Below are 23,748 nucleotides of genomic sequence, written 5' to 3'. Positions count from 1 at the left end.
TAATAAAAAAAGTAAAGATCCCTAAATGCTTATAAACTCACTAAAGTTCAGAGAATGTAGCATTTTTAACGGGATCTTTACTTTTTTATTATAACTAGAAAACATACTATTTATTCTAATAAAAAGACATTAGATTTTCATTTATTACTATTTGAACCAACTCTTCATAGTATTTAGGACCTTAACTAATTCCTCTTCTTGTATTATATATGGAACCATAGCATACATATACCTTATAAATGGTCTTGCAAATACCCCATTATTATATGCATATTCTTTAAATCCATCTAGAGATTTACTATCATATACTTCTATACATACACATCCCCCCATAATTCTTATTTCTTTTATACGTGGATCAGAAAAATTCTTCATTTCTCTTCTAGTTATTTCTTCTATTCTTTTAATCTTGTCCATATAATTTTCTTCTTCAAACAGCTCTATTGATTTTAAAGCTATACTACAAGCAAGAGCATTTCCCATAAATGTTGGTCCGTGCATAAGAGCATGAGTAGCATCATCACTATAAAAGCCTTCAAATACCCTATGATTAGCAACAGTTACTGCATGTCCTATATAACCTCCTGTAAGAGCTTTTCCCAAAACAAGTATATCTGGCAAAACTAAATCAGCAACAAATCTATTACCTGTTCTACCAAATCCTGTTGCCACCTCATCAAATATAAGTAAAACATCATATTCATCACATAGTTCTCTTGCTCGTTCTAGAAAAGATATGTCATACATTCTCATTCCACCTGCACCTTGAAGTAATGGCTCAACTATGAAGCATGTTAATTTTTCTCCATACTCTTTAAATGCTTTCTCTAAATCTGCAATTTCTGTTTTAATATGAATTACACCTTTTTTCTTCTCGTTATTATCTCCAAATGCAAAATGATAATCTTCATCATCACCTACTTCCATAGCTTTAAATGTATCACCATGATATGCATGTTCTAATGCAAGAATAATGCTTCTATCGCTTCCTCTATTAGTATTAAATTGTAACGCCATCTTAAGAGCTACTTCTACTGCAACACTTCCTGAATCAGAGAAAAAGCAATAATCTAAATCTCCTGGTAACCATTCTTCTAATTTTTTTGATAACTTCTCTACTGGCTCATGAGTTAAACCGCCTAACATAACATGAGAGAAGTGATTTAATTGATCTGTTATTGCCTTATTTAATACAGGATTACTATATCCATGTATAACGCTCCACCATGATGATACTGAATCTATTAACTTCTTATCATCTTCTGTATATAGATATACACCTTCTGCATCTTTTATCTTAATAGGTGCTTTCATTGTTTTCATCTGTTCATATGGGTACCATATCATATTTTTTCATCTCCCTATTCATATAATGACGCTAATACATCTGCATCAATATTTATATCTGTATCTGATTCTTTTACACAACCTATTACTTTTACCCCAGTCATATATTCACACATCTTAAGGTTATCTTCTTCCATAATGTTACCTTCATGATAATTATTGAATATTATTCCCTTTACAGTTATTCCTCTATTCTTCATATATTCTACTGTAAGTACAACATTGTTTATAGTTCCTAATCCTGCATCTGCAATAATAATGCATGATAAATTCAATTCTTTTATAATATCTTCTAACTGAATCTTTTCTTCATCAAAGCATATAGGACATAAAATTCCACCGCTTCCCTCCATTGTTACATAATCATGTTCTTTAGAAACCTTAATAAATCTATCTTTTACTACATCTAGCCTCACTGGATTTCCTTCTAATCTAGAAGCCAAATGTGGTGAAACTGCATTTTCATAAACATAAGGGCACATATCTTCTAATTTCTGATCTATACCAGAAACTCTCTTTACTGATAATGCATCCCCTGGTATTAATTTACCATCCTCATCTCTAATATTTCCACTCATAGCAGCTTTATAATAAGCTACATCCCTACCACTTTCATATAATTTCTTAATAATTAATCCTGTTATATAAGTTTTTCCCACATCTGTTCCTGTACCAGTTACAAATAAATTTCTACTCAATCTTATCCCCTCCTATTCATGAATCCTAGCACTTAGCTGTTATTGTATTTCTTTTAATGATAGGAACTACTCTCTTAGATAATACTGCTGCAACCACACATAACACTATATCTCCTGGTACTGCCAATATGAAGCAATACAAAAATAAAGTCCATATTCCTATTCCTGAGCCTACATAGAAAGTCATAATAATCCAATAATATATCATTCCAAATGCATATACTATCAATAATCCTACAAAATTAGCTATTAAAAGTCTCTTCATGCTTGGATTATCCGATGAATTTGCTATTGTTCCAGTAACATATGAACCTAAACAAAATCCTAACAAATATCCGAAAGTAGGTTGGAAAATATAAAATATTCCACCACCTGATGCAAATATAGGTATACCTATTAAACCTATTATTATATAGCATAAAACACTTATAGCACCTTTCTTTCCTCCTAATATTATTCCTGCTAACGTTGTAAATAATAATTGTAATGTAAAAGGACATACAGGAATAGGAACCTTTATAAATGCTCCTGCTGCAATTAATGCTGTAAATATAGCAATATATGTTATATCTCTAATCTTAGTTTTCACAATAAAAACCCCCTTCGATTTATTACATTAAGAGTTATATCATAAATCTCCTTTTATTGTCAACCTTAATCGTTATTTATGGTTGACAATAAAAATGTAATAATATTCTTTAAACGTTATAATTATTTTCAGTGTATCTATAATAGAATTAAGTACTTCTCATAATAAAAATAATAAAGATCCCGTTAAAAATGCTACACTGTCTGAACTCTAGTGAGTTTATAGCCTTTAGGGATCTTTACTTATTTTTCTTTTACTCTACAACTTCCATCCTACTGCAAGTTCTCTAGAATTTATAAATCTCTTATATATACCCTCTTCTTCAATAAGTGTCTTATGTGTTCCTTGTTGAACTATCTTACCTTGATCTATAACTATTATTTTATCTGCATTCCTTACAGTCTTTAATCTATGCGCAATCATTATTATAGTTTTATTTTTTGTTAATGATTCAATTGCTTTTTGAAGATGTTCTTCATTCTCAAGGTCAACATTAGCTGTAGCTTCATCTAGAATAATAATTGGGGAATCCTTCATTATAGCTCTTGCTATAGATATACGTTGCTTTTCACCTCCTGATAGACTTGCTCCACCTTCTCCTATAACAGTGTCATATCCATCTGGTAATTTCATTATAAAATCATGACAACAAGCTTTCTTTGCTGCATCTATTACTTGTTCCATAGAAGCATCTTCTTGCCCAAATCTTATGTTATTAGCAATAGTATCTTGGAATAAATATACGTTTTGAAATACAAAACTAAAGTTTTTCATAAGACTATCCATACTATAATCTCTTACATCATTTCCTCCTAAAAGAACTTTACCTTTGTCAACATCCCAGAACCTTGATATTAAATGACATAATGTAGTTTTTCCTCCACCACTTGGTCCAACTATTGCTGTAGTTGTTTTTTCTGGAATATGAAGAGATAAATCACTGATTATCTTTCTCTTCTCATAAGAAAAATCAATATTTTTAATATCAATATCATAATTTTCAGGAACTATATCCTTTCCTTCAATGTCCATAACATCAAGATTTAGAATTTCTTGTGCTCTATCTACACTCACATCAACTGAACGCAATAATGAAGAATAATTTCCAGCTTGTTCCAAGCTTCCATAAACCATAAATGAACATATAATCATTGTTATACATACCATAAGGTCCATACTACCTTGTATATATAGATATATAGACGCTAACGTCATTATTACTCCTATAAGCTTTATAATAGCATTTTGTAATGTCATAAATGGTATAAATGTCATTTCTAAATCTATATTACATTTTGTATTTTCATCTATTGATTTATTTAATTTTTTTGACGCACTACCTGTTAAATTATACGCTTTTACTTCTGCTATTCCTTGTACATATTCAATTACCTTCTCAACTAAATCACTATCTACCTTAGCCTTCTTAGGCGATATCTTTTGAGAACTCTTTTGCATTCCACTATTAACAATAAAGAATATTAATAATCCAATTAACACTATTATTCCAATTCTCCAATCATAAAACAATAACATTATTGCAATTATAGCTGTTGTAATAACCCCTTGAGTTGTAAGCATGACAACTCTTGTAGCTACATCTGCAAGGTTCTCCATAGTATTAGTAGTTACTGAAGTTATATATCCCAAACTATTTTTATTAAAATAACCCATTGGAAGATATCTTAGATGCTCAGCTATCTCGATTCTCTTATTAGCTACAGTTCCATATCCAGCCTCACATTGTAACATGGTTGAACGATATTTCACAACTGTTCCCCCTATTACACTAAGCACCAATATACCAAAACACTCCCATATAACTGTACTTGTAATATTTCCTTTTAATGTAGCTTCAACTATTAACATCATAGCTGGTATCTTAAGTGCTTCCATAAATGCTTGCACTACACCATATGCAATGGATTTGTGAAACTTCTTCTTATTCATTTCTCCACAGAATCCAAAAAATTTCTGAAATATCTTAAGCATTTAATTCACCATCCTTTACAGTATCTCTTGCTGAAATATGCGTTTCCCACATATCTTTATATAATCCACCCATCTCTAGTAATTCATTATGAGTTCCTTGTTCAAATACATTTCCATCTTTTATAACAAATATATTATCAGCATCGACAATTGTTGAAAGTCTATGAGCTATAACAATTAGTGTTTTTCCTTGTACTAACTTCGCAACTGATGATTGAATTACAGCTTCATTCTCAGGGTCTGTATAGGCAGTAGCTTCATCTAAAATAACTATAGGAGCATCTTTAAGCATTGCTCTTGCTATTGATATTCTCTGTCTCTCACCACCTGATAAATGTCCACCTGCGCCACCTACAACTGTATCATATCCATTTTCTAGATTTCTTATGAATTCATCACATCCACTTCTTCTAGCTACTTCTTCAACCTCTGTATCTGTAGCATCTAATCTTCCCATACGTATATTTTCACGTATAGTATCATCAAATAAATAATTATCTTGTGCTACATAAGCAATTTTACGATTATATTCTTCTAATGAAAGCTTCTTAATGTCTACTCCTCCTATTTCAATAGTACCACTATCTGCATCCCATAATGATGCTATAAGCTTTGCTATAGTAGATTTACCACTACCAGAAGGTCCTACAAATGCATTTACAGTTCCTTCTGGAATACTAAGGTTAATTCCATGTAATACCTCATCTTCTTTATAACTAAATCTAACATCTTTCATTGTAATTGAGTAATCTCTAGCCTTCTCTATATCCTTTTCAGGTCTATCTAATTCTTTTTGAACTAATACACCTGTTATTTCACCCATTATTGTCTTTAATTTAGATAAATCATCAGTATAAGACATAACTGTAATAAGTGGTGCAATAAGACCAAATGAAAGTATAACACACATAATAAATGTTGATACATCAAGTGAGCCATTCTTTACAAATATTCCTCCAATAGGAAGAACTGATATTGCTGTACATGGTGTTAATACCATTGCTAAACTAAAGAATACATTACATCTACGCATCCATTCTATATAACAATCTGCCCCTTCTCTTGCAGCCACTTTAAACTTTTCATAAGAATTACGTGCTTTTCCAAATGCCTTTATAACTTCAATTCCATTTATATACTCAACAGCTGTATCGTTTAAAGTCTTTGTCTTTACTACAGTATTCTTATAGCTATCTTCATACCCTATCATCATACCCATATAAGCTATTAAACCTAATGGTAAACTAATTAATGATACTAATGCCATTCTCCAATCAAGCACTAATAAATATATAAAAACACATATTGGAGCTAATAAATTAGAAGTAAATTCTGGTAATATATGTGCCAAAGTTGTTTCAATACTATCAATTCTCTCAACAATAATATTTTTTAATGTCCCTGAAGGTGTTTCTTTAACATAACCTAATGGTAACTTAGATAATTTATCACAAACTCTTTTTCTCATATTACCTAATACATGAAAAGTAGCCTTATGAGAACAAGTAGTAGATATTGCATGACCAATAACCCTCATTATCCAGAATATTGCCATCCATATAACTTGACTAACATAAAATGACATATTATTATTTCCTTTTATTAGTTCAGAAACTATTTTACCCATAATTACATATGGAATAATTCCACTTAATACACCAATAACTGCTGATATTACGCTAACAATGTATAAATATTTATATCTACTAGCAAATTCAGCAAGCCATTGTACAATTGACTTTTTTTCTTTCATTTTTATCCCCCTTAACATCTATTTTTAAATTCTATACCTAGAATTCTAGACCATCCTGCAGAATAGAACTCCATTAGTTGTTTTAAGTATATAATTGCCTCTTCCTTTGGCATATTATGAATAACAGTCTCAAATACACCTGTAAAAAGTCCACTAGCAATTATGTGACAAAAATCCTTACTTATGTACGGAATTTCATATTGCTCCTTTTTCAATAATTCTACATAATTAAGTGTAGAAACAACTTCTTTTTCAACTAACTTATGAACAAAGTTTGCATAACTTGTTCCTTCTGAACACTTTATAAGTAACTTAAAATTATCTAGGTTATCATATATATAATTTAATATATGTAACATACACTCTTCAGATATATCCTTCATCTGATTATTCTTTTTAAATGTTGTTAACTCCTCAAAATCACTTAAAGTATTACTAAACATGTTTAATACATATTCAGCTTGTTCACGAACTAGTTCATTAAACAATGCTTCTTTAGTAGCATAATATCTATAAAATGCTCCCGTTGTTACACCAGCTTCTTTTACAATATTTCTAAGGGATGCGTTTAAGAATCCTTTATCTAAAAATTCTCTTTTAGCAGCATTTAAGATATTTTCTTTTGTATTTCCTTCTTCACATTTCATAAATAAATTTTCCTCAGCTTTTCTACATTAATTTAATCAATACTAATAACAATCTTCATAAAACACCTATAAAAGGTATAAGATAACAGTGTTAGCTAACGCTGTTATCTTATACCTTGATGATATTTATTGTCAATTGATTTCAATAATTATTGCTTTTTTATTTTTCTCAAAAAGAAAAAGTTGAAATTAAGATATATTACAAACTTTAACTTTAGATAAACTCCGCAATAAATATCTAATTTCAACTTCTTAATTATAATTTTATTCTTATTTTAATATGCTCTTAATATCTTGAAGAATTTGTTTAGATGTAATTCCATTTGCTTCTAATACTTCATTAACATCATATCTATCTATAAATTCCTTCTTAAGTCCATAATTCTTAACCTTTATATCTGATGGTCCATAGTATCTTGTAATTTTTTCTCCAAATCCCCCATCTAGTACTCCATCTTCTAATGTTATAACTAATTGATGGTTATCCTTTAATTTCTCTAATACACAAGTATCAATACCTGTAATATATCTAGGATTTATCAATGTTGGAACAAATCCTAATTGCTCCTCTATTACATTAGATACTTCTTCACCTAACTGATAAAAATCTCCTAATGCAATTATTGCAACTTTATTTCCTTCTACTTCCACCTTGTATCTATTAAGTTCACTATAATCTATAGAAACTTCTCTATCATCTGATATAACTCCGTTACAAGGTACACGAATAGCTACTGGATGTTCATTTTGTTCTATACTCCAATCTAACATAGCAAAATATTCTGCCTTTGATGTAGGTGCTAAATATACCATATTAGGGATATTAGATATTAATGGTATATCAAATATTCCAAGATGAGTTATATCATTCATTCCATATACTGACGCAGTATTAACTATTATAGTAGCTGCATTGTTATTGATACATAAATCTTGAGATAATTGATCATAAGTCCTTTGCATAAAGCTTGAATGAGTAGCAAATATAGGCTTACCACCATTCTTTGCAATTCCTGATGCCATAGCAATTGCATGTTCTTCTGCTATTCCTACATCAATAAATTGCTTTCCTGCTTCTATACGTTTATCTTCAGTAAATCCAATGTTAGTAGGTACTGCTGCAACAATAGCAACAACCTTAGGATCTTTTTTCATTTTATTCATTAAATAATCACAAGTTAATGTTCCATAATCTTCTCCTTGTGGTACAAATAATGACTTACCAGTTTCAGCATCAAAAGGCATATTCCAATGCCATTCTTCTTTATGTTCCTCTGCTAGTTTATATCCTTTTCCTTTTAATGTATTTATGTGAACAACTATAGGATGATCTATATCTTTTACCTTTTTAAATGTTTCTATTAATTTTTCTATATCATTTCCTTCATTTAAATATATATAATCTAATCCCATTGCTTTAAATAGATTACATTCACATTGTCCATTACTTTCTCGTAATTCTCTTAAGTTCTTATATAATCCTCCATGATTTTCTGCAATAGACATGTCATTATCATTTACTAATATAATAAAGTTACTATCAAGTTCACTTGCATAATCTAGTCCTTCAAGTGCTTCTCCACCGCTTAGTGAACCATCTCCTATTATAGCTATAATATTTTCTTTATTTCCATTTAAATCTCTTCCTTTTGCTAACCCTGTTGCTAAACTTATGGATGTAGAAGTATGACCTACATTAAAGAAATCATGTTCACTCTCTTCTGGATTTGTATATCCAGAAATATCCTTAAAATGTTTATCATCTATATATGCATCTTTTCTGCCAGTTATCATCTTATGACAATAGCTCTGATGAGAAACATCAAATACAAACTTATCTTCTGGTGAATTAAATACATAATGTAAAGCTATAGTAGCTTCTACCATACCAAAATTAGGTCCAAAATGTCCACCACACTTACTTAGTCTATTCATAAGTGCACCACGCATGTCACTAGCTAATACTTTAAGTTCCTCTAGGTTCATTTTTTTTAGATCTTTTGGTGAATTAATTTTCTCTAACATTCTCTTCTTCCTTTCTTGTACATAAATAATTATAAAATCTATGAATTTTACATCATAAAATTATTTTACACCTTAGAGTTAACTCTAAGTCAACATCTTTTACATCTTTTTTCCCGAAATTCATTTATATTTCCCAGGAAATTCACCGTCATTTTTAGATAATATTTGACAAAAATATTACCTCAGCGTATAATTTCTCTTTGATAATTGAACTTTTCTATAGAGTAAAGTAATTGTTTTGAGGTGATTATTTTTATGACATTTTATAATGAATTACAATTAAATCAAGCTGGATCAAAAGACCTTATTCGCAATTCTAAATGTACTTCTGAAAAAATTCGCCACATTGCCATATATTTATTTAAAATCTTTATAACCATGGCATTTTGTGTTGCTTTTGTAATGGGGTCTGGTAAACTTCTAGGATATGATAACAGCATTGTAGGTGTTGTTGTTTTATTATTTGTACTAGTATTTCGTAATGCTGATCTTGGAATGCATACTAAGCATGCCATTCCATCTCTTATTACTATATTTCTTATATTAGCTATAGGACCTAGATTAAGTAATATGAGTAGCATACCAATTGCATTCTTAATACACACTATAAGTATATTCTTATTAATGATTTTAGGTTGTCATAATATTATGATGTTTAATCAATCTACATTAGTTCTAGGATATCTATTATTATACGGTTATGATGTATCTGGTCCTTCTTATATCAAGAGAGTATTAGGACTTCTTTTAGGTGGAATTATAACTTCTATAATATACTATCATAATCATCATAAAAAAAATTATGAAACTAAAATATCAAATGTAATCGAAGAATTTAATATTAATTCTGATAGAACTAAATGGCAACTTTCATTAACATTTGCTGTTTCTTCTATATTACTTTTAGGTAATTTATTTCATCTTCCTAGACCTATGTGGGCAGGTATTGCTGTAATGTCAATAATAGTACCATTTCCTAATGAGCAGAAAAAAAGAGCTTATTCTAGAATCTGGGGCAATATAGTAGGTGCTCTTCTAGTATTTATTATATATAATTATTGCCCAGATATTATATATAATAACATAGGTATAGTTGGTGGAATCTGTGTTGGATTATCTGCAACATATGGTTTCCAATCAGTATTTAACACCTTTGGTGCTATATCTATAGCAGCAACTATTTTAGGATTTCCTGCTGCTATCTTCTATAGAATATTTAATAATATACTTGGTGCTGTATATGGACTTGTTTTTAATAAGCTTTTTCATAAATGCATTAGAACAAATTAAATTTCAAGCAAATTATTTGTAATAGTATTTATTACAATAAAAAAATGCTCGGCTTAATCTCACATATACCGAGCATTTTATAAATCATAATATAATCATGATTATTTAAGTTTAAACATACTTACAATTCCATTTAATTCTTTAACAATTTTTTGTTCTTCATCAACTTCTCCAGATACCTTATCTACAGAATCTGATAAATTATTTACATTATCAATAATTAATTGACTATTCTTTGCAGTTGCTTGTGCTGATTCTGCAATTTCTACAATTGCATTAGATACTCCATCCATTACTTCTTTTATGTCCTTTGACATATTTGCTATATTATTGAATATCTCTTCAAACTTGATAGTATCACTTTCATATTCTTTTGCAATATTAATAAATTTGTTATAATCAGGCGTAACTGTCTCTTTTATAAAGTTTATTATATCACTTGAATCAGAAGTTAAATCTTCTATTACTCCTTGAACTTGTCCTATTGTATTTTTTATATCATTAACTGATGTTGCAGTTTCACTTGCAAGATTGCCTATTTCTTCTGCAACAACTGCAAATCCTCTTCCATTCTCACCAGCTCTTGCTGCTTCTATAGATGCATTTAATGATAATAATGATATTTGTTCAGCTATACCCGATATAGTTTCTGCCATTCCATTAATAGCACTTATTATCTTAGCATTCTCTATACTTCCAGATAAATTATCTTCATATTTCTTAGATAATTCTATTGCATTATCATATGATTCTTTGCTAGATTTTTGTATTCCATTTGCTTTTACCTTTATTTTAGATACAAGTTCTGAACTCTTATCTGTTTCTTGTGATAATAATGTTGTCGCACTATCAACCTCTTCTGCTGATGCATTAACTTCCTCTGTTGTAGCACTACTATTTATCATATCCTCATTTATATCACTAATTAATTTTTCTATAGTTTTATAATTTTCCTTTAATTCAATAGCTGCCTCTTTTAATGTATCAGTTGAACTATCTATACTACTAGAATGATCTGCTATATTTTGAATAATCTCTTTGTTATTAACTAACATATCATTTAGCGAATTACACATCTTTCCTATTTCATCATTTGTATCATTCTCCATTTTATCAATAGAAAAATCACCTTTTGATAGTTTTAATGTAAAATCTTCAATTTCTATTATTTCTTTTACTATTTTCTTAATGAAGTAAATTATAATCATTGTAAGTAAAATAATTATTGTAACTGAAAAAATTACAAAAAACCATATTAATGTATTGATATCCTTATTAATTTCAGAATTAGGCATTTTAATTATTATAGTCCAATCAATACCTTCGAATTTTTGATAATAATAAGTATATTTATCATTCTCCACATTTCCAGACTTAGTAGCAGTAATTATTTTATTTGCTATCTTTCCATACCCCTCTGACTTATCTGTTATACTTTTCTTTAACCTCTTTTCACTATCTTCATTAGTTAAATATAAGCCTTCATCACTTACCACGCATACCTTCCCAGAATTACCAACTTTTATACTGTTAGCATATTCATTTACTGCATCAAGATCAATATCTACTATTACCACACCAATTGCTTTATTATTACTATAAATAGGTACAGAACACTTTGCAGTATATGCATTAAGGTCTTCTTCATAATTTAATTTATTAAATAAATAGCTTCCTTTATTCATTGCTATCGCCTTTTTATACCAGTCATATTGGAAATAATTATATTCTTCAGTACTATATTTTTCTATAGCCTTAAATCCACTTCCATTCTTATATACATATGGTGCAAAATACTTAACTTTTGAATTATATATATTCGATTCAAAAAATACACCACCACCACGTATAAAATCACTTTGAGAAATTTCTTCAGCAAGTAATTTAGTAAATTGCTCTGCAGGTGTAACCTGATATGTTTTTGATACAAATTCTGATATTGTTTCTGCTATAACTACAATATTAGTTATATTATATTTAAGTTCTGAATTTATATTGTCCATCTTATAATCAATCTTTTGGTCTATTTCTTTATGCAATATATTACTACAGAATCGTCCACATAAAATTTCTCCAGCAGTTAAAATAATTAATAAAAACGGGATAATAAATCTCAATATTCGATTTATTAATTTTTTGTTTTTCATATATAATTACCTCCAAAAAAAAATTACGTTAATTTATCGACTATTTTCGATTTATCTTATCCCTTAATTTGTACAATTTATATTTTTTTTACGCTTTATACATAACAATCCTTTTTGCAAACGTTTATTAGTTATTATTGTACTTTTTTTATTAACATTTATTCTTCTTCTGTACATTGCTATATATAATCCAAGCGACTATTGATACTATAATTTCTGTAATCCAAAATGCATTCCACATACCTGTCGCTCCATATACTCTACTTAATATATAAGCAACTGGAATTATAATAACTACATAACGTAAAATGGATATTACAAGTGATTCTATTCCCTTTCCTAATGCTTCTAGAGCACCACATGATGTAACGGATATAGAGGATACTATAAATCCCATACATATAATCCTAAGTGCTACTTTTCCAGCCTTTAAAGTTTCCACATTATCTGTAAACATACTCACTAATACATTAGGCATTATCAAGCATAATGCCATACCTATTGTCATCATTATAGCTATTAACGTTAATGCTATTTTATATATTTTCCTTACTCTCTTATACTCTTTTGCTCCATAATTATAACTAAGAATAGGTCTCATACCTTGAACTATTCCATTTGCAGGCATATATATAAATGTCTGAAGCTTATAATATATGCCTAGCACAACTACATAGATAGGTGAAAATACAACTAATATTCCGTTAAGGGCTGATATAAGTAGTGATGGTAATGCCATATTAAGTGTTGCAGGAACTCCTATTGTATATAATTTTATACATATCTTTTCTTTTATATACTTAAAAGATATCTTAACATTTATGGAATTACGAAAATACATAACAATATAAATAAGCATTGTAACAGCTTGCCCTATACCTGTAGCATATGCTGCTCCTTCAATTCCCATGGCAGGTATTGGTCCTAATCCAAATATCATAATAGGATCTAATATAATATTTACTACACATCCAACTATCATACTAATCATTGATATTACCATCTTACCTACAGCTTGAAATATTTTTTCAAATGTTATTCCTATCATAATTATAATAGAAAAACATAAAACTATATTAGAATATTTAACTCCTAAATTAATAACAGCTTCATTCTTGGTAAATAGTTTCAAGAAATGAGGCATAATAACAATTCCACATAGGTTAATAATAATCCCATGAATTATACTAAACATCATCCCTTGACTTGCAGCAACATCTGCTTCCTTCTTTTTATTTGCTCCAAGATACATGCCTATCATTGCATTTATTCCAACTCCAAATCCTACTGCTACTGATGTTATAAAGTTCTGCATAGGATACACTAGGGATATAGCTGTCATAGCTTCTTCTCCCATCTTCGCAACAAATATGCTATCAATTATATTATATAATGAACTAACTAGCATTGATAACATCATAGGTAATGAAAATGATAATAATAAAGGTAAAACAGGTTTCTCCTTCATATAAGTTTGATTCATAATTAATTTTTCCTTTCTATACTTTTCTATTTTTTCTTTGGGTAGTATATTCTAGCATTACTTAAACAATATATCTAAGATACTTATCCACACCTAAAAACAAAATATAATTTCTTAAAGAATAAAAAAGACTATAAATCCACTGTTGTTATTCAGAAACAGTAAAATTTATAGTCTTCTTTCAGACAAACAATATTTTTATTATGTTATCATATATTATTTATTGAGTCAAATACGTTATATACTATGCTGTAATAACAGAATCATTATCAACATTACTATCATTGTTAACTATTAAATTAACAAATTTAGTTCCATATGGCAAACAGAATTGTATAAATGGTCCTGTACTTAGCATAGCTATTACAGTTCCTAAACCAACAGTTCCACCTAAAATAAAACCAAGTATAAGAAATGTTCCATCAAAAATAATTCTAACCCATCTATATTCTACATTAACCCTATCTGTAATGATAAATGGTACAATATCATTAGGTGCTACTCCAACATCACTTGCTGACATTATAGAAAACCCAATTGCAATAATAAAACAACCAAGTAAAACCAATAATGCTCTAACTACATAATTATATGATTCAACTGGAAAATAAGAAATAACCTTAACACCTAAATCTATAATAGGTCCAACACCTACAACACATATAAGTGTACCTATCTTAATTCTCTTCTTCTCTGTTAAAAGAATAATTATAAATAATACTATAAGTATAATCATGTTAGCAACCCCTTGAGTCACCTCTGCCTTACCAGCTATTAACTGTACAATAGAAAAATTCTTCAATCCTGTCTTGTTTAAAATATTAGCTAATCCTTGAGTAAAAACTGTAAAAGGATCTGAGCCAATATTAGTCTTAAGATATAATGCTACTCCAAACTGAATGATACTCATTCCCACAAAAAATAATACTAATCTCTTGGTTAAATTAATTACTTTATTCAACTTACCCACCCTTTATTTTATTATTTGTCATTTTGTATATTATTTTGTCGCTACTTTATAACGTTTTCTATTTTTATTAAATCACGCATTATATTTTAATATAATTTTTCGACTTTGTCAAAATTTTATATAACTTTATACAATTAATCTTCCTTTATGATCAGCAATACTTATTTCCACTATACTTCCAGCATTAAATTCAAGATAATCATTTTCTATTCCATCACTAAATATAACTCCATTTTCAGGCATCAGCGATTGTATGCTTAAAGTAGCATTTTTATTTACTTTTCCAAAAACCATATCTGCCTTAGTCCACTTACTAGGATATGGTTCTCGAACTGTGTAATATAAGAAATCTGAATTCCACTTAAATTCATTAATTTTATCCAATATTATATTTTTATTCTCACATTTTCCCACTATCTCTGATGCACCTTTTAATATACTCTTAAACCATCCTGTTGAACCTAATCCTGTAGATACAATTATTCCACTTGATGATTGTCTCTCCTTAGCATTATTTTGTTCTAATATATACTGAGCAGAGGTATGAGTTCTCTGTCCTATAAAAATATCATTAACCCCTAATATACTTTGACCATCATTTAATGAAGCTTTTGCTAATGTTACTTCCTTAAAATTTCTTTCATTATTAATTACATCAATAACTACTTTAGATGCATCTTTTGCATCAAACGGTAGCAGAATTCCATCATATCTAGCAGGATCAGGGTTAATACCGATAACAGGTTGATTATCTATATACTTAAGGACATTAGCTATTAATCCATCTTGTCCAACAATAACTATAATGTCCTCTTGTCCAAAAATGAAGTTAGATATATATTCTCTATCTAAAATTTGAACTATACCTATTTGTTCTAATTCTATAGTTAAGGATGAAACAACTTTCTTATATAAATTATGCTCATCTACATAATCATTAAAATCTGCTCCAGAATGCTCTATTATAAATTTGGCTTGTTCAATTGTATTATATTTACGTATTAAATTCTCTAATCTGCTTTTTCTAGTGATTAATATAATTTTTCTTTCTGTAGTTCTCATAATTACTTACTTCCTTTTGTCAAACTTTCTAAAAGATCTGGAGTTATATTAAGCTGTCCTATCTTTTCTGCCTTATTTGCAAGCTCCTTAAAGGCAGCAGCAATAACTTTGTCTGGCTTCATTTCCATATTAGCTAAAGCTTCGATAATTTCTGAATCAATTTCATTAAATACTTTCATCATTGCTGCAAAGCTATATGCTTTTGAATCAGCTTCTGCTTTTTCATTTTCAACTTGTATATTTATAAATTCTTTTTTCTTTTCTTCAAGTTTAGTTTTAAGTACAAGCTCTTCATCTTTTATGCTATTTTCCTTTATCATCTTCATTCTTTTACTTTCTAATTGAGATTCTTGAATTTGTTTCTTTTTTTCTTCAATAGCTATCTCTGTATTAAGTTCATTCTCTTTAACTATTCTCTCTTGTTCAATAGATGCATTTCTTCTTTCATATATAGCTTCATCAGCTTTTCTCAATATTTCTTCTCTTGCTTGTGCTTCTAGAGCTCTTGCTGTTTCTTTGTTTGGACTTATTTGTAGGACTTGAAATCCTATAACATCTATTCCTAGGTTGTTAATCTCTTCGCTTTCTTTTAACTCCCTATTAATAGTCTTTGCTAATGTTTCACTACATCTTATAGCTTCTTTCAATGGCATAGTGCTTATACTCTTCTTTGCCAAGACTTTAGTAATATTTATAAGTCTCTGTGGTATCTTGCGATAGTCTTCAGTTAAATAAGTCTTATTTTTCAAGTTGTAAGTATAATTAATACTTTCAGCTATCTTCTTATAATCAGTTATCTTATAAGTAATTTGTCCTTGAACACTTACAGTTTGATAATCTTCAGTTATTTCATCAAATACATATGGAACATCTGAACTAGATGTAGGAATAACAACAACTGATGTATTAGGCTCATAATATATAAATGATAACCCTGGTCCTTCTTGAACAATCTTTCCATTCTTATATCTTAATACATACTCACTTGGCATAAATTTAATAAATTTAAACATACAAACATCCCCTTTTATTCTTTTAGTTTCATTTTGTTACTAAGTAACCATGAAAAATTTTTATTTTTTTCTGATGAAGATTTCCCCATCAGCAATTATTAACTATTTCATTTAATTTATAATACCTAGAAGGTCTATGCCCCTTCTCATTACTTACCTTATCTGTTTCTACAACCATGTCTTTTATCTTTCTCCATAGCTCTACTCTAGTCATAGGTTTATCTAATAATATCTCGTAGATACTCTGAATCTCTGATCTAGTAAAATATTCCCCAATTAAATTAAAAGCAATAGGTGTATATTCAACCTTGTTCTTAAGTCTAGATATAGCATCAATTAAAATATTTTTATGATCAAATGCAAGATTATCTTGAGTTATAGCTTCATCATCAACTACTATATCAATGTCAAAAACTTTACCTCTCCTAATTTGCTTCTCTTCATAACAATAAGTTATAGTTGTTTTATTATCTTCACCTTTAAGATGAATTGCCTTCTTTTCTTCATTTATCTTTTCCTTACTTATAGAAAACCATTGTACATCAGAAACGTCTCTTCCCATCTTAGGTATTAATTTTTCAGAAGGAACAAGTGCCATATAAGCAACAGATAGTACTCTCATTCTAGGATCTCTTTTAACTTCTCCATAAGTATACAATTGTTCAAAATAAATATTATCCATATTAACTTCTTCTCTAACCATTCTATTAACAGCTTCATCTAAAGATTCATCAATATTAACAAATCCTCCTGGAAAAGCCCAACTACCTTTATAAGGATAATTCTTTCTCTTAATAAGTAAAACCTTAAGTTCCTTCTTATCTAGCTTACGAATATCTTCACTAGGTTTATCTGTCACAGTAAATATAAGTGTATCAACAGTTACTGAAGGTCTATCATAATCTTCTGGATTATATGATGCAAGAAATTCTTCTTCACTTCTTGACTTATCTTTTATTTCTTTTTGCAAATCTTCACCACCTTTTTCTTAGTTTCAATATGTTACTAAGTTTCTATATTCTTATATTATATCTATTCTCAATAAATGTCAATAGTTTTTTTATAAAATATAATGACTTTGATATGAATTTTAGTATTTCTCATAATAAAAAAAATTAAGTTAGCGTTTAAGTTGTAGTACTGCTTGAACATAAGCAATTTTACAACATTTAGCTAACTTAATTTTTTTATATTTACAAATATATAATAACTTTATCTTGATAAATATCCAGTATAATCACTTGTATGAAGAAGTTTATTTGCATTTTCTATTCTCTCTTTAGTAGGAGGATTAACATCCTTAAGAGGATAATCAATGCCTAATTCTTCCCATTTGAAAGAGCCAAGTGTATGATATGGTAACACTTCTACACGATCAACATTATTTAAAGTCTTAATAAATTTATCAAGCTTTATTAATTGCTCATCATTATCGCTACCACCTGGTACAAGTACATGACGTATCCATGTTGGTTTATTTATCTCTGATAAATATTTTGCCATATCTAGGATATTTTCATTACTCCATCCTGTTAATATCTTATGCTCTTCATCATTAATTTGCTTTATATCTAGCATTACAAGATCTGTTACTTTCATAAGTTCATTGAACTTACTGAAGAATGGTTCTTCTCTCGTAAATGGATTTCCTGAAGTGTCTAGTGTTGTATGAACACCTTCTGCTTTTGCCTTGGTAAAGAAGTCTATTAAGAAATCTAACTGAAGAAGAGGCTCACCACCGCTTACAGTGATGCCGCCTCCCTTTTTCCAGTAAGATTGATATCTTAGAGCTTGAGATAAAAGCTCATCTGCAGTTTTTATCTCAGCCCCTTCCATGCTCCAAGTATCCGGATTATGGCAGAACTGACATCTCATACGACAGCCCTTTACAAATACCACAAAACGAATTCCTGGTCCATCAACAGAGCCAAAGCTCTCTATTGAATGTATTTTACCTACGATTTTATCCTTATTACATTCTGTCATGGAATGTTCTTGAGATAACATCTAATTGTTGTTCTCTTGTTAAATCGATGAACTTAACAGCATAACCAGATACTCTGATTGTGAAGTTAGCATATTCTTCTTTTTCAGGATGTTCCATAGCATCTTTTAATTTTTCAATACCAAATACATTAACATTTAAGTGGTGTGGTCCTTGATCGAAGTAACCATCTAATACTTGTACAAGTTTATCAACTTGTTCATCTTCATTATGTCCTAATGCAGTTGGGTTAATTGTTTGAGTATTTGAAATACCATCTAGTGCCCATTCGTATGGTAACTTAGCTACTGAGTTTAATGAAGCTAATAAACCGCTCTTTTCAGCACCATATGATGGGTTAGCTCCTGGTGAAAGTGGAGTCCAAGCTTCACGTCCATCTGGCATGTTACCTGTATACTTACCATATACTACGTTTGAAGTAATAGTAAGGATTGATGTAGTTGGTTCTGAATTTCTGTATGTGTGTCTCTTCTTGATCTTGTCAAGGAATGATTGTAATACATATACAGCTATATCATCAGCTCTATCATCGTCGTTACCGTATCTTGGGAAGTCTCCTTCGATTTCGTAATCAACAACTAAGCCTTGTTCGTTACGAACTGTCTTAACTTTTGCATATTTAATTGCAGAAAGTGAGTCTACTACGTGAGAGAAACCAGCTATACCAGTTGCAAATGTACGTCTTACATCTGTATCGATAAGAGCCATTTCTGCTGCTTCATAATAGTATTTATCATGCATGTATTGGATTAAGTTTAATACATTTACGTATAAATCTGCTAACCAATCACTCATTTGTTCATATTTTTGGATTACTTCATCATAGTTTAGATATTCTGAAGTGATTCCTTTGTATTCTGGTCCTACTTGATCTCCAGATTTTTCATCTACACCACCGTTGATTGCATATAATAAACATTTAGCAAGGTTAGCTCTAGCTCCGAAGAATTGCATTTCCTTACCTGTTTGAGTTGCAGATACACAGCAGCAGATTGAGTAATCATCGCCCCATATTGGCTTCATTACATCATCATTTTCATATTGGATAGAACTTGTTTCTACTGAAATTCTAGCTGCATACTTCTTGAAGTTTTCTGGAAGTGCTGAAGAATAGAATACAGTTAAGTTTGGTTCTGGAGCAGGTCCCATGTTTTCTAGTGTGTGTAAGAAACGATAGTCGTTCTTTGTTACCATGTGACGTCCGTCAACACCAATACCACCTAATCCAATTGTTACCCATGAAGGGTCTCCTGAGAATAATTCGTTGTATGAAGTAATTCTTGCATACTTAACCATTCTACATTTCATTGTTAAATGGTCGATTAATTCTTGAGCTTCTTTTTCTGTGATAACTCCGTTATCAAGGTCTCTTTGCATATATATATCAAGGAAAGTAGATACACGTCCTATTGACATAGCTGCACCATTTTGAGTTTTGATTGCTGCAAGGTATCCAAAGTATAACCATTGAACAGCTTCTTTAGCGTTTGCTGCTGGCTTAGATATATCATATCCATAGCTTGCTGCCATTTTCTTCATATTTTCAAGTGCTCTACGTTGTTCAGTTATTTCTTCTCTTAAACGAATAACGTCATCTGTCATAGTTCCGTCACCGCAGTTGTTGAAATCTTTAGTTTTAGATTCTATTAAATAATCTATACCATAAAGAGCAACTCTTCTGTAGTCACCTACTATACGTCCACGTCCATAAGTATCAGGAAGTCCTGTTATGATATGGCTGTGACGAGCTTTCTTCATTTCTGGAGTATAAGCATCGAATACAGCTTGGTTGTGTGTCTTATGATATTCTGTGAAAATCTTGTGTAATTCTGGATTTGGTGTATATCCATAGTTTTGGCAAGATTGTTCAGCCATTTTAATACCACCGTATGGCATAAATGCTCTCTTAAGAGGCTTGTCTGTTTGTAGACCAACTATTTGTTCAAGGTCTTTTAATGATTCATCAATATATCCAGGGCCGTAAGCAGTAAGTCCAGAAACAACTTCTGTTTCCATATCTAAAACTCCACCCTTAGCTCTTTCTTCTTTTTGTAGTTCTTGTAATCTACCCCAAAGTTTGTTTGTAGCATCTGTTGGATCAGCTAGGAAACTTTCATCTCCATCATATGGCTTATAGTTGTTTTGGATGAAGTCTCTTACATTAATTTCTTCCTTCCAAAGTCTTCCTTTGAAGCCTGCCCATTGTTCGTTTTTTAACATGTTCATTCCTCCTTGTACACTATGATACATATATTTTATTATTGTATAATTAATTGTGTATCAGCTATTTAAAACATTACATAAAAAAATATAATATTAAAGAAATATTGAATTCTACCCATTCAATTGGAATTTTATATCATTCCATTATTATTGTCAATATTACATCAAAGTATATATTTTTTTATTATTTGTAATTGGTGGGATAAATTTTACATTGTTAAAATTATAACATTTTTAACTGAAAACTTTACCCTTCATAAAGAATTATAACTTATTTCTAACTTATTTTCCACTATATTTTATCATTTTATTGCGAATATTATTTATTTTTTATTATTGCAATCAAACACTAATGTAGACTTGATACTTTTATCCTAATAAAATCCCTTCAATTCATCTCTTTAACATATATTAATCCTCTGTAAAATCCTTTCTTTTTCCAGAAGCTATTTCTTCATAAATGTTGATCTTATGATCCAACCTATCAATTGTAGCTGTTATATTCTTTTGTTTCTCTATTAGCTTCTCTCTCTGTTCTTCTAATAGCTTTCTTCTAGCATCTACTGTTTCTCGTCCTCTTTCAAGTAACGTCATATATTCAATTAATATATCTATCTCTACTCCAGCACTTCTCATACATTTTACAAATTCTATTCTCTTACATGTTTCTTCATTATAATTTCTTATTCCATTTTTGGTTCTAGGTACATTAGATATAAGTCCTATTTTCTCATAATATCTAAGTGTATCTGGCGTAAGATCATATATCTCACTTACTTCTTTTATTGTCATAAGATTCACATCCTTAACTTATATTATATGCTGAATTTACATTATAATTGATATATATCTAATTCACATAGATTACTATATTCAATTGAATTATTCATATTATAAACAACATTAGTTATAACATATCTACCATTATTAACGAATATTTCTATTATTCCTTTATCCACATATATATCCAAATCATATCTTCTATCTAATTTAGGCGTACTAAAATTAATATTTTTTAAATTTCTTTCTACAAATACATTGCTTCTATCTGTAACTATTCTATCATTAGACACATATATCTTATAGCCACCAATATCTACTGTTCCACTTGCTAATAAATTAGCCTTAATTCTACAAGGCTTATCAATATCAAATTCAGAAACTTCAATATGTTTATTAAACTTTCTCTCTATATATTTAGGTACTGTAAAATAAACCGTATTATCTATAACATGTATAACCCTAGGTAAAGTCATCATGCCAATCCAATCTTCACCTTGAAATTTCTCGGGCATACGTACCCATCCAATTACAATTCTATTGCCCTCTTTATCCAAAGTAGTCTGTGGAGCATAAACATCTAAACCTTGATCTAAATAACAATATTTATTTACTATTTTCATATCACATGTTTTTTCATCATAATTAACAATAGTATAAATAGAGTTATTCTCATAATTAACTCCATCATTTGTTATATGTTCAGGAGACATTATCAATATATACTTACCATCAACCTGTAATAAATCTGGACATTCCCACATATCCCCTATTGTTTCATCATAACATCTATTCTTATACTGCCACTCTTCTCCATCCTTGCTTGTATAAAATAATGCCTCTCCTATATAACTTGATTCTCCTTCTCTCTTGAATTTACTTCCTAGAATCATAGAATACTCATCACCATGTTTCCACACCTTGGGATCTCTTGTATGTGTTTTATGTCCTAATTTATCATCTCTAATTGGTTCTATTATTATTTTTTTATCATTATAATTATCAAACTTATATCCATCTAAACTACTTATCTTAACCTGGCAAGCTTCATATGAATTATTATCATAAGGTTTATGAATATTCTCATCTTCACTTCTAAGATATTTAATTCCAGTATAATAGAAATGAAGCTTATTATCTTTTATTAAAGCTGTTCCCGAAAAACATCCATTTCTATCATATTGTTTAGTAGGATATATAGCTATAGGATGATTCTCAAAATTAATCAAATCTCTACTAGTTGCATGTCCCCAATGCATAGTTCCCCATTCAGTATCATAAGGAAAATATTGATAAAACAAATGATACTCTCCATTGTAATATACAAATCCATTAGGATCATTCATCCACCCTCTAGTTGGTGTTAAATGTATCTTAGGTCTATTCATAATCATTCCTCTCTTCTCATTTATATAATATCCAAAAGTGATTAATCCACATTACTTAATTATGTTGATACTTTTTTAAGACATAATTATGTTTATCATACTTACTTTTTTCATTCTTTTCCCCTTCTCCCATAAATATTCTACGTTCTGTTAAGTTATATGAACATTGCTCTTCTCAACACTAGGAAATATAATAGGTTTGACTAGAACTAATTATCCCCCTAGAAAAGGAGAGAAGAACAATGAACAAAACTAAAATAAAATGTCCTCGCTGTCACTCTGACCAACTATATAAGTTTGGTTTGGATAAGCAGGCTAATCAAAAATATCAATGTA

At 29.5% G+C, this 23,748-nt stretch carries 19 protein-coding genes; 2 read left to right on the top strand and 17 right to left on the bottom strand.

Annotated features, from left to right (window positions below):
* Positions 1-147 precede the first annotated feature (147 nt).
* From bioA to KQI77_RS07265, 7 genes are all read right to left on the bottom strand, one after another.
* Positions 148-1,347, bottom strand: coding sequence for an adenosylmethionine--8-amino-7-oxononanoate transaminase (bioA, locus tag KQI77_RS07295; RefSeq protein ID WP_216389762.1), 1,200 nt, complete (start codon positions 1,345-1,347; stop codon positions 148-150).
* Positions 1,348-1,361: 14 nt separating this feature from the next.
* Entirely contained in the window at positions 1,362-2,045 is a 684-nt protein-coding gene (gene bioD / locus KQI77_RS07290) for a dethiobiotin synthase (protein ID WP_216389761.1), read from the bottom strand.
* 25 nt (positions 2,046-2,070) lie between these two features.
* Positions 2,071-2,637, bottom strand: a complete 567-nt coding sequence (locus KQI77_RS07285) for a biotin transporter BioY (protein ID WP_216389901.1) — start codon at positions 2,635-2,637, stop codon at positions 2,071-2,073.
* Between the two features lie 255 nt (positions 2,638-2,892).
* Complete coding sequence (locus KQI77_RS07280; RefSeq protein WP_216389759.1) at positions 2,893-4,626, bottom strand: ABC transporter ATP-binding protein; 1,734 nt, start codon at positions 4,624-4,626, stop codon at positions 2,893-2,895.
* Positions 4,619-6,379 (bottom strand): ABC transporter ATP-binding protein, encoded by a 1,761-nt coding sequence (locus KQI77_RS07275; RefSeq protein ID WP_216389757.1) that lies wholly within the window; start codon positions 6,377-6,379, stop codon positions 4,619-4,621. The genes KQI77_RS07280 and KQI77_RS07275 overlap by 8 nt, the downstream gene beginning before the upstream one ends.
* Before the next feature lie 11 nt (positions 6,380-6,390).
* Positions 6,391-7,026 (bottom strand): TetR/AcrR family transcriptional regulator, encoded by a 636-nt coding sequence (locus tag KQI77_RS07270; RefSeq protein ID WP_216389755.1) that lies wholly within the window; start codon positions 7,024-7,026, stop codon positions 6,391-6,393.
* Positions 7,027-7,296: 270 nt separating this feature from the next.
* On the bottom strand, positions 7,297-9,051 hold the full coding sequence (locus tag KQI77_RS07265; RefSeq protein WP_216389754.1) for a 1-deoxy-D-xylulose-5-phosphate synthase: 1,755 nt from the start codon (positions 9,049-9,051) through the stop codon (positions 7,297-7,299).
* A 255-nt stretch (positions 9,052-9,306) separates the two neighbouring features.
* On the opposite strand from KQI77_RS07265, the gene KQI77_RS07260 reads away from it, so the two are divergent.
* Positions 9,307-10,341, top strand: a complete 1,035-nt coding sequence (locus tag KQI77_RS07260; RefSeq protein WP_216389753.1) for an FUSC family protein — start codon at positions 9,307-9,309, stop codon at positions 10,339-10,341.
* A gap of 101 nt (positions 10,342-10,442) precedes the next feature.
* On the opposite strand, the gene KQI77_RS07255 is transcribed toward KQI77_RS07260, so the two are convergent.
* The 10 genes from KQI77_RS07255 to KQI77_RS07210 all read right to left on the bottom strand — a co-directional run bounded on the left by KQI77_RS07255 (position 10,443) and on the right by KQI77_RS07210 (position 23,412).
* Entirely contained in the window at positions 10,443-12,488 is a 2,046-nt protein-coding gene (locus KQI77_RS07255; RefSeq protein ID WP_216389752.1) for a methyl-accepting chemotaxis protein, read from the bottom strand.
* A gap of 151 nt (positions 12,489-12,639) precedes the next feature.
* Positions 12,640-13,971: an MATE family efflux transporter gene (locus KQI77_RS07250; protein ID WP_216389750.1), complete on the bottom strand. Its 1,332-nt coding sequence runs from the start codon at positions 13,969-13,971 to the stop codon at positions 12,640-12,642.
* Positions 13,972-14,215: 244 nt separating this feature from the next.
* Positions 14,216-14,932 carry a YitT family protein gene (locus KQI77_RS07245; protein ID WP_216389749.1) on the bottom strand — a complete coding sequence of 239 codons (717 nt, stop codon included), beginning with the start codon at positions 14,930-14,932 and terminating at the stop codon, positions 14,216-14,218.
* Positions 14,933-15,067: 135 nt separating this feature from the next.
* On the bottom strand, positions 15,068-16,003 hold the full coding sequence (locus KQI77_RS07240) for a sugar kinase (protein WP_253289385.1): 936 nt from the start codon (positions 16,001-16,003) through the stop codon (positions 15,068-15,070).
* A gap of 2 nt (positions 16,004-16,005) precedes the next feature.
* The gene (locus tag KQI77_RS07235; RefSeq protein ID WP_216389748.1) at positions 16,006-17,016 is read right to left on the bottom strand and encodes an SPFH domain-containing protein; all 1,011 of its coding nucleotides are present in this window, start codon (positions 17,014-17,016) and stop codon (positions 16,006-16,008) included.
* 88 nt (positions 17,017-17,104) lie between these two features.
* A complete protein-coding gene (locus KQI77_RS07230; RefSeq protein ID WP_216389746.1) occupies positions 17,105-17,986 on the bottom strand; it encodes an NUDIX domain-containing protein in 882 nt (293 codons plus the stop codon).
* A 242-nt stretch (positions 17,987-18,228) separates the two neighbouring features.
* Entirely contained in the window at positions 18,229-19,023 is a 795-nt protein-coding gene (gene pflA, locus KQI77_RS07225) for a pyruvate formate-lyase-activating protein (RefSeq protein WP_216389745.1), read from the bottom strand.
* The gene (gene pflB, locus KQI77_RS07220; protein WP_216389744.1) at positions 18,989-21,241 is read right to left on the bottom strand and encodes a formate C-acetyltransferase; all 2,253 of its coding nucleotides are present in this window, start codon (positions 21,239-21,241) and stop codon (positions 18,989-18,991) included. The genes pflA and pflB overlap by 35 nt, the downstream gene beginning before the upstream one ends.
* 414 nt (positions 21,242-21,655) lie before the next feature.
* Positions 21,656-22,036 carry a MerR family transcriptional regulator gene (locus KQI77_RS07215; RefSeq protein ID WP_216389743.1) on the bottom strand — a complete coding sequence of 127 codons (381 nt, stop codon included), beginning with the start codon at positions 22,034-22,036 and terminating at the stop codon, positions 21,656-21,658.
* A gap of 41 nt (positions 22,037-22,077) precedes the next feature.
* Positions 22,078-23,412, bottom strand: coding sequence for a glycoside hydrolase family 32 protein (locus tag KQI77_RS07210; RefSeq protein ID WP_216389741.1), 1,335 nt, complete (start codon positions 23,410-23,412; stop codon positions 22,078-22,080).
* Positions 23,413-23,654: 242 nt separating this feature from the next.
* On the opposite strand from KQI77_RS07210, the gene KQI77_RS13180 reads away from it, so the two are divergent.
* Positions 23,655-23,748 (top strand): IS1 family transposase (locus KQI77_RS13180; protein ID WP_216389011.1); only part of this gene is annotated, 94 nt, incomplete at its 3' end.

Source organism: Clostridium sp. MSJ-8 (assembly GCF_018918325.1).
GTDB lineage: Bacteria > Bacillota > Clostridia > Clostridiales > Clostridiaceae > Clostridium.
This window is presented reverse-complemented; position numbering and strand designations above follow the sequence as displayed.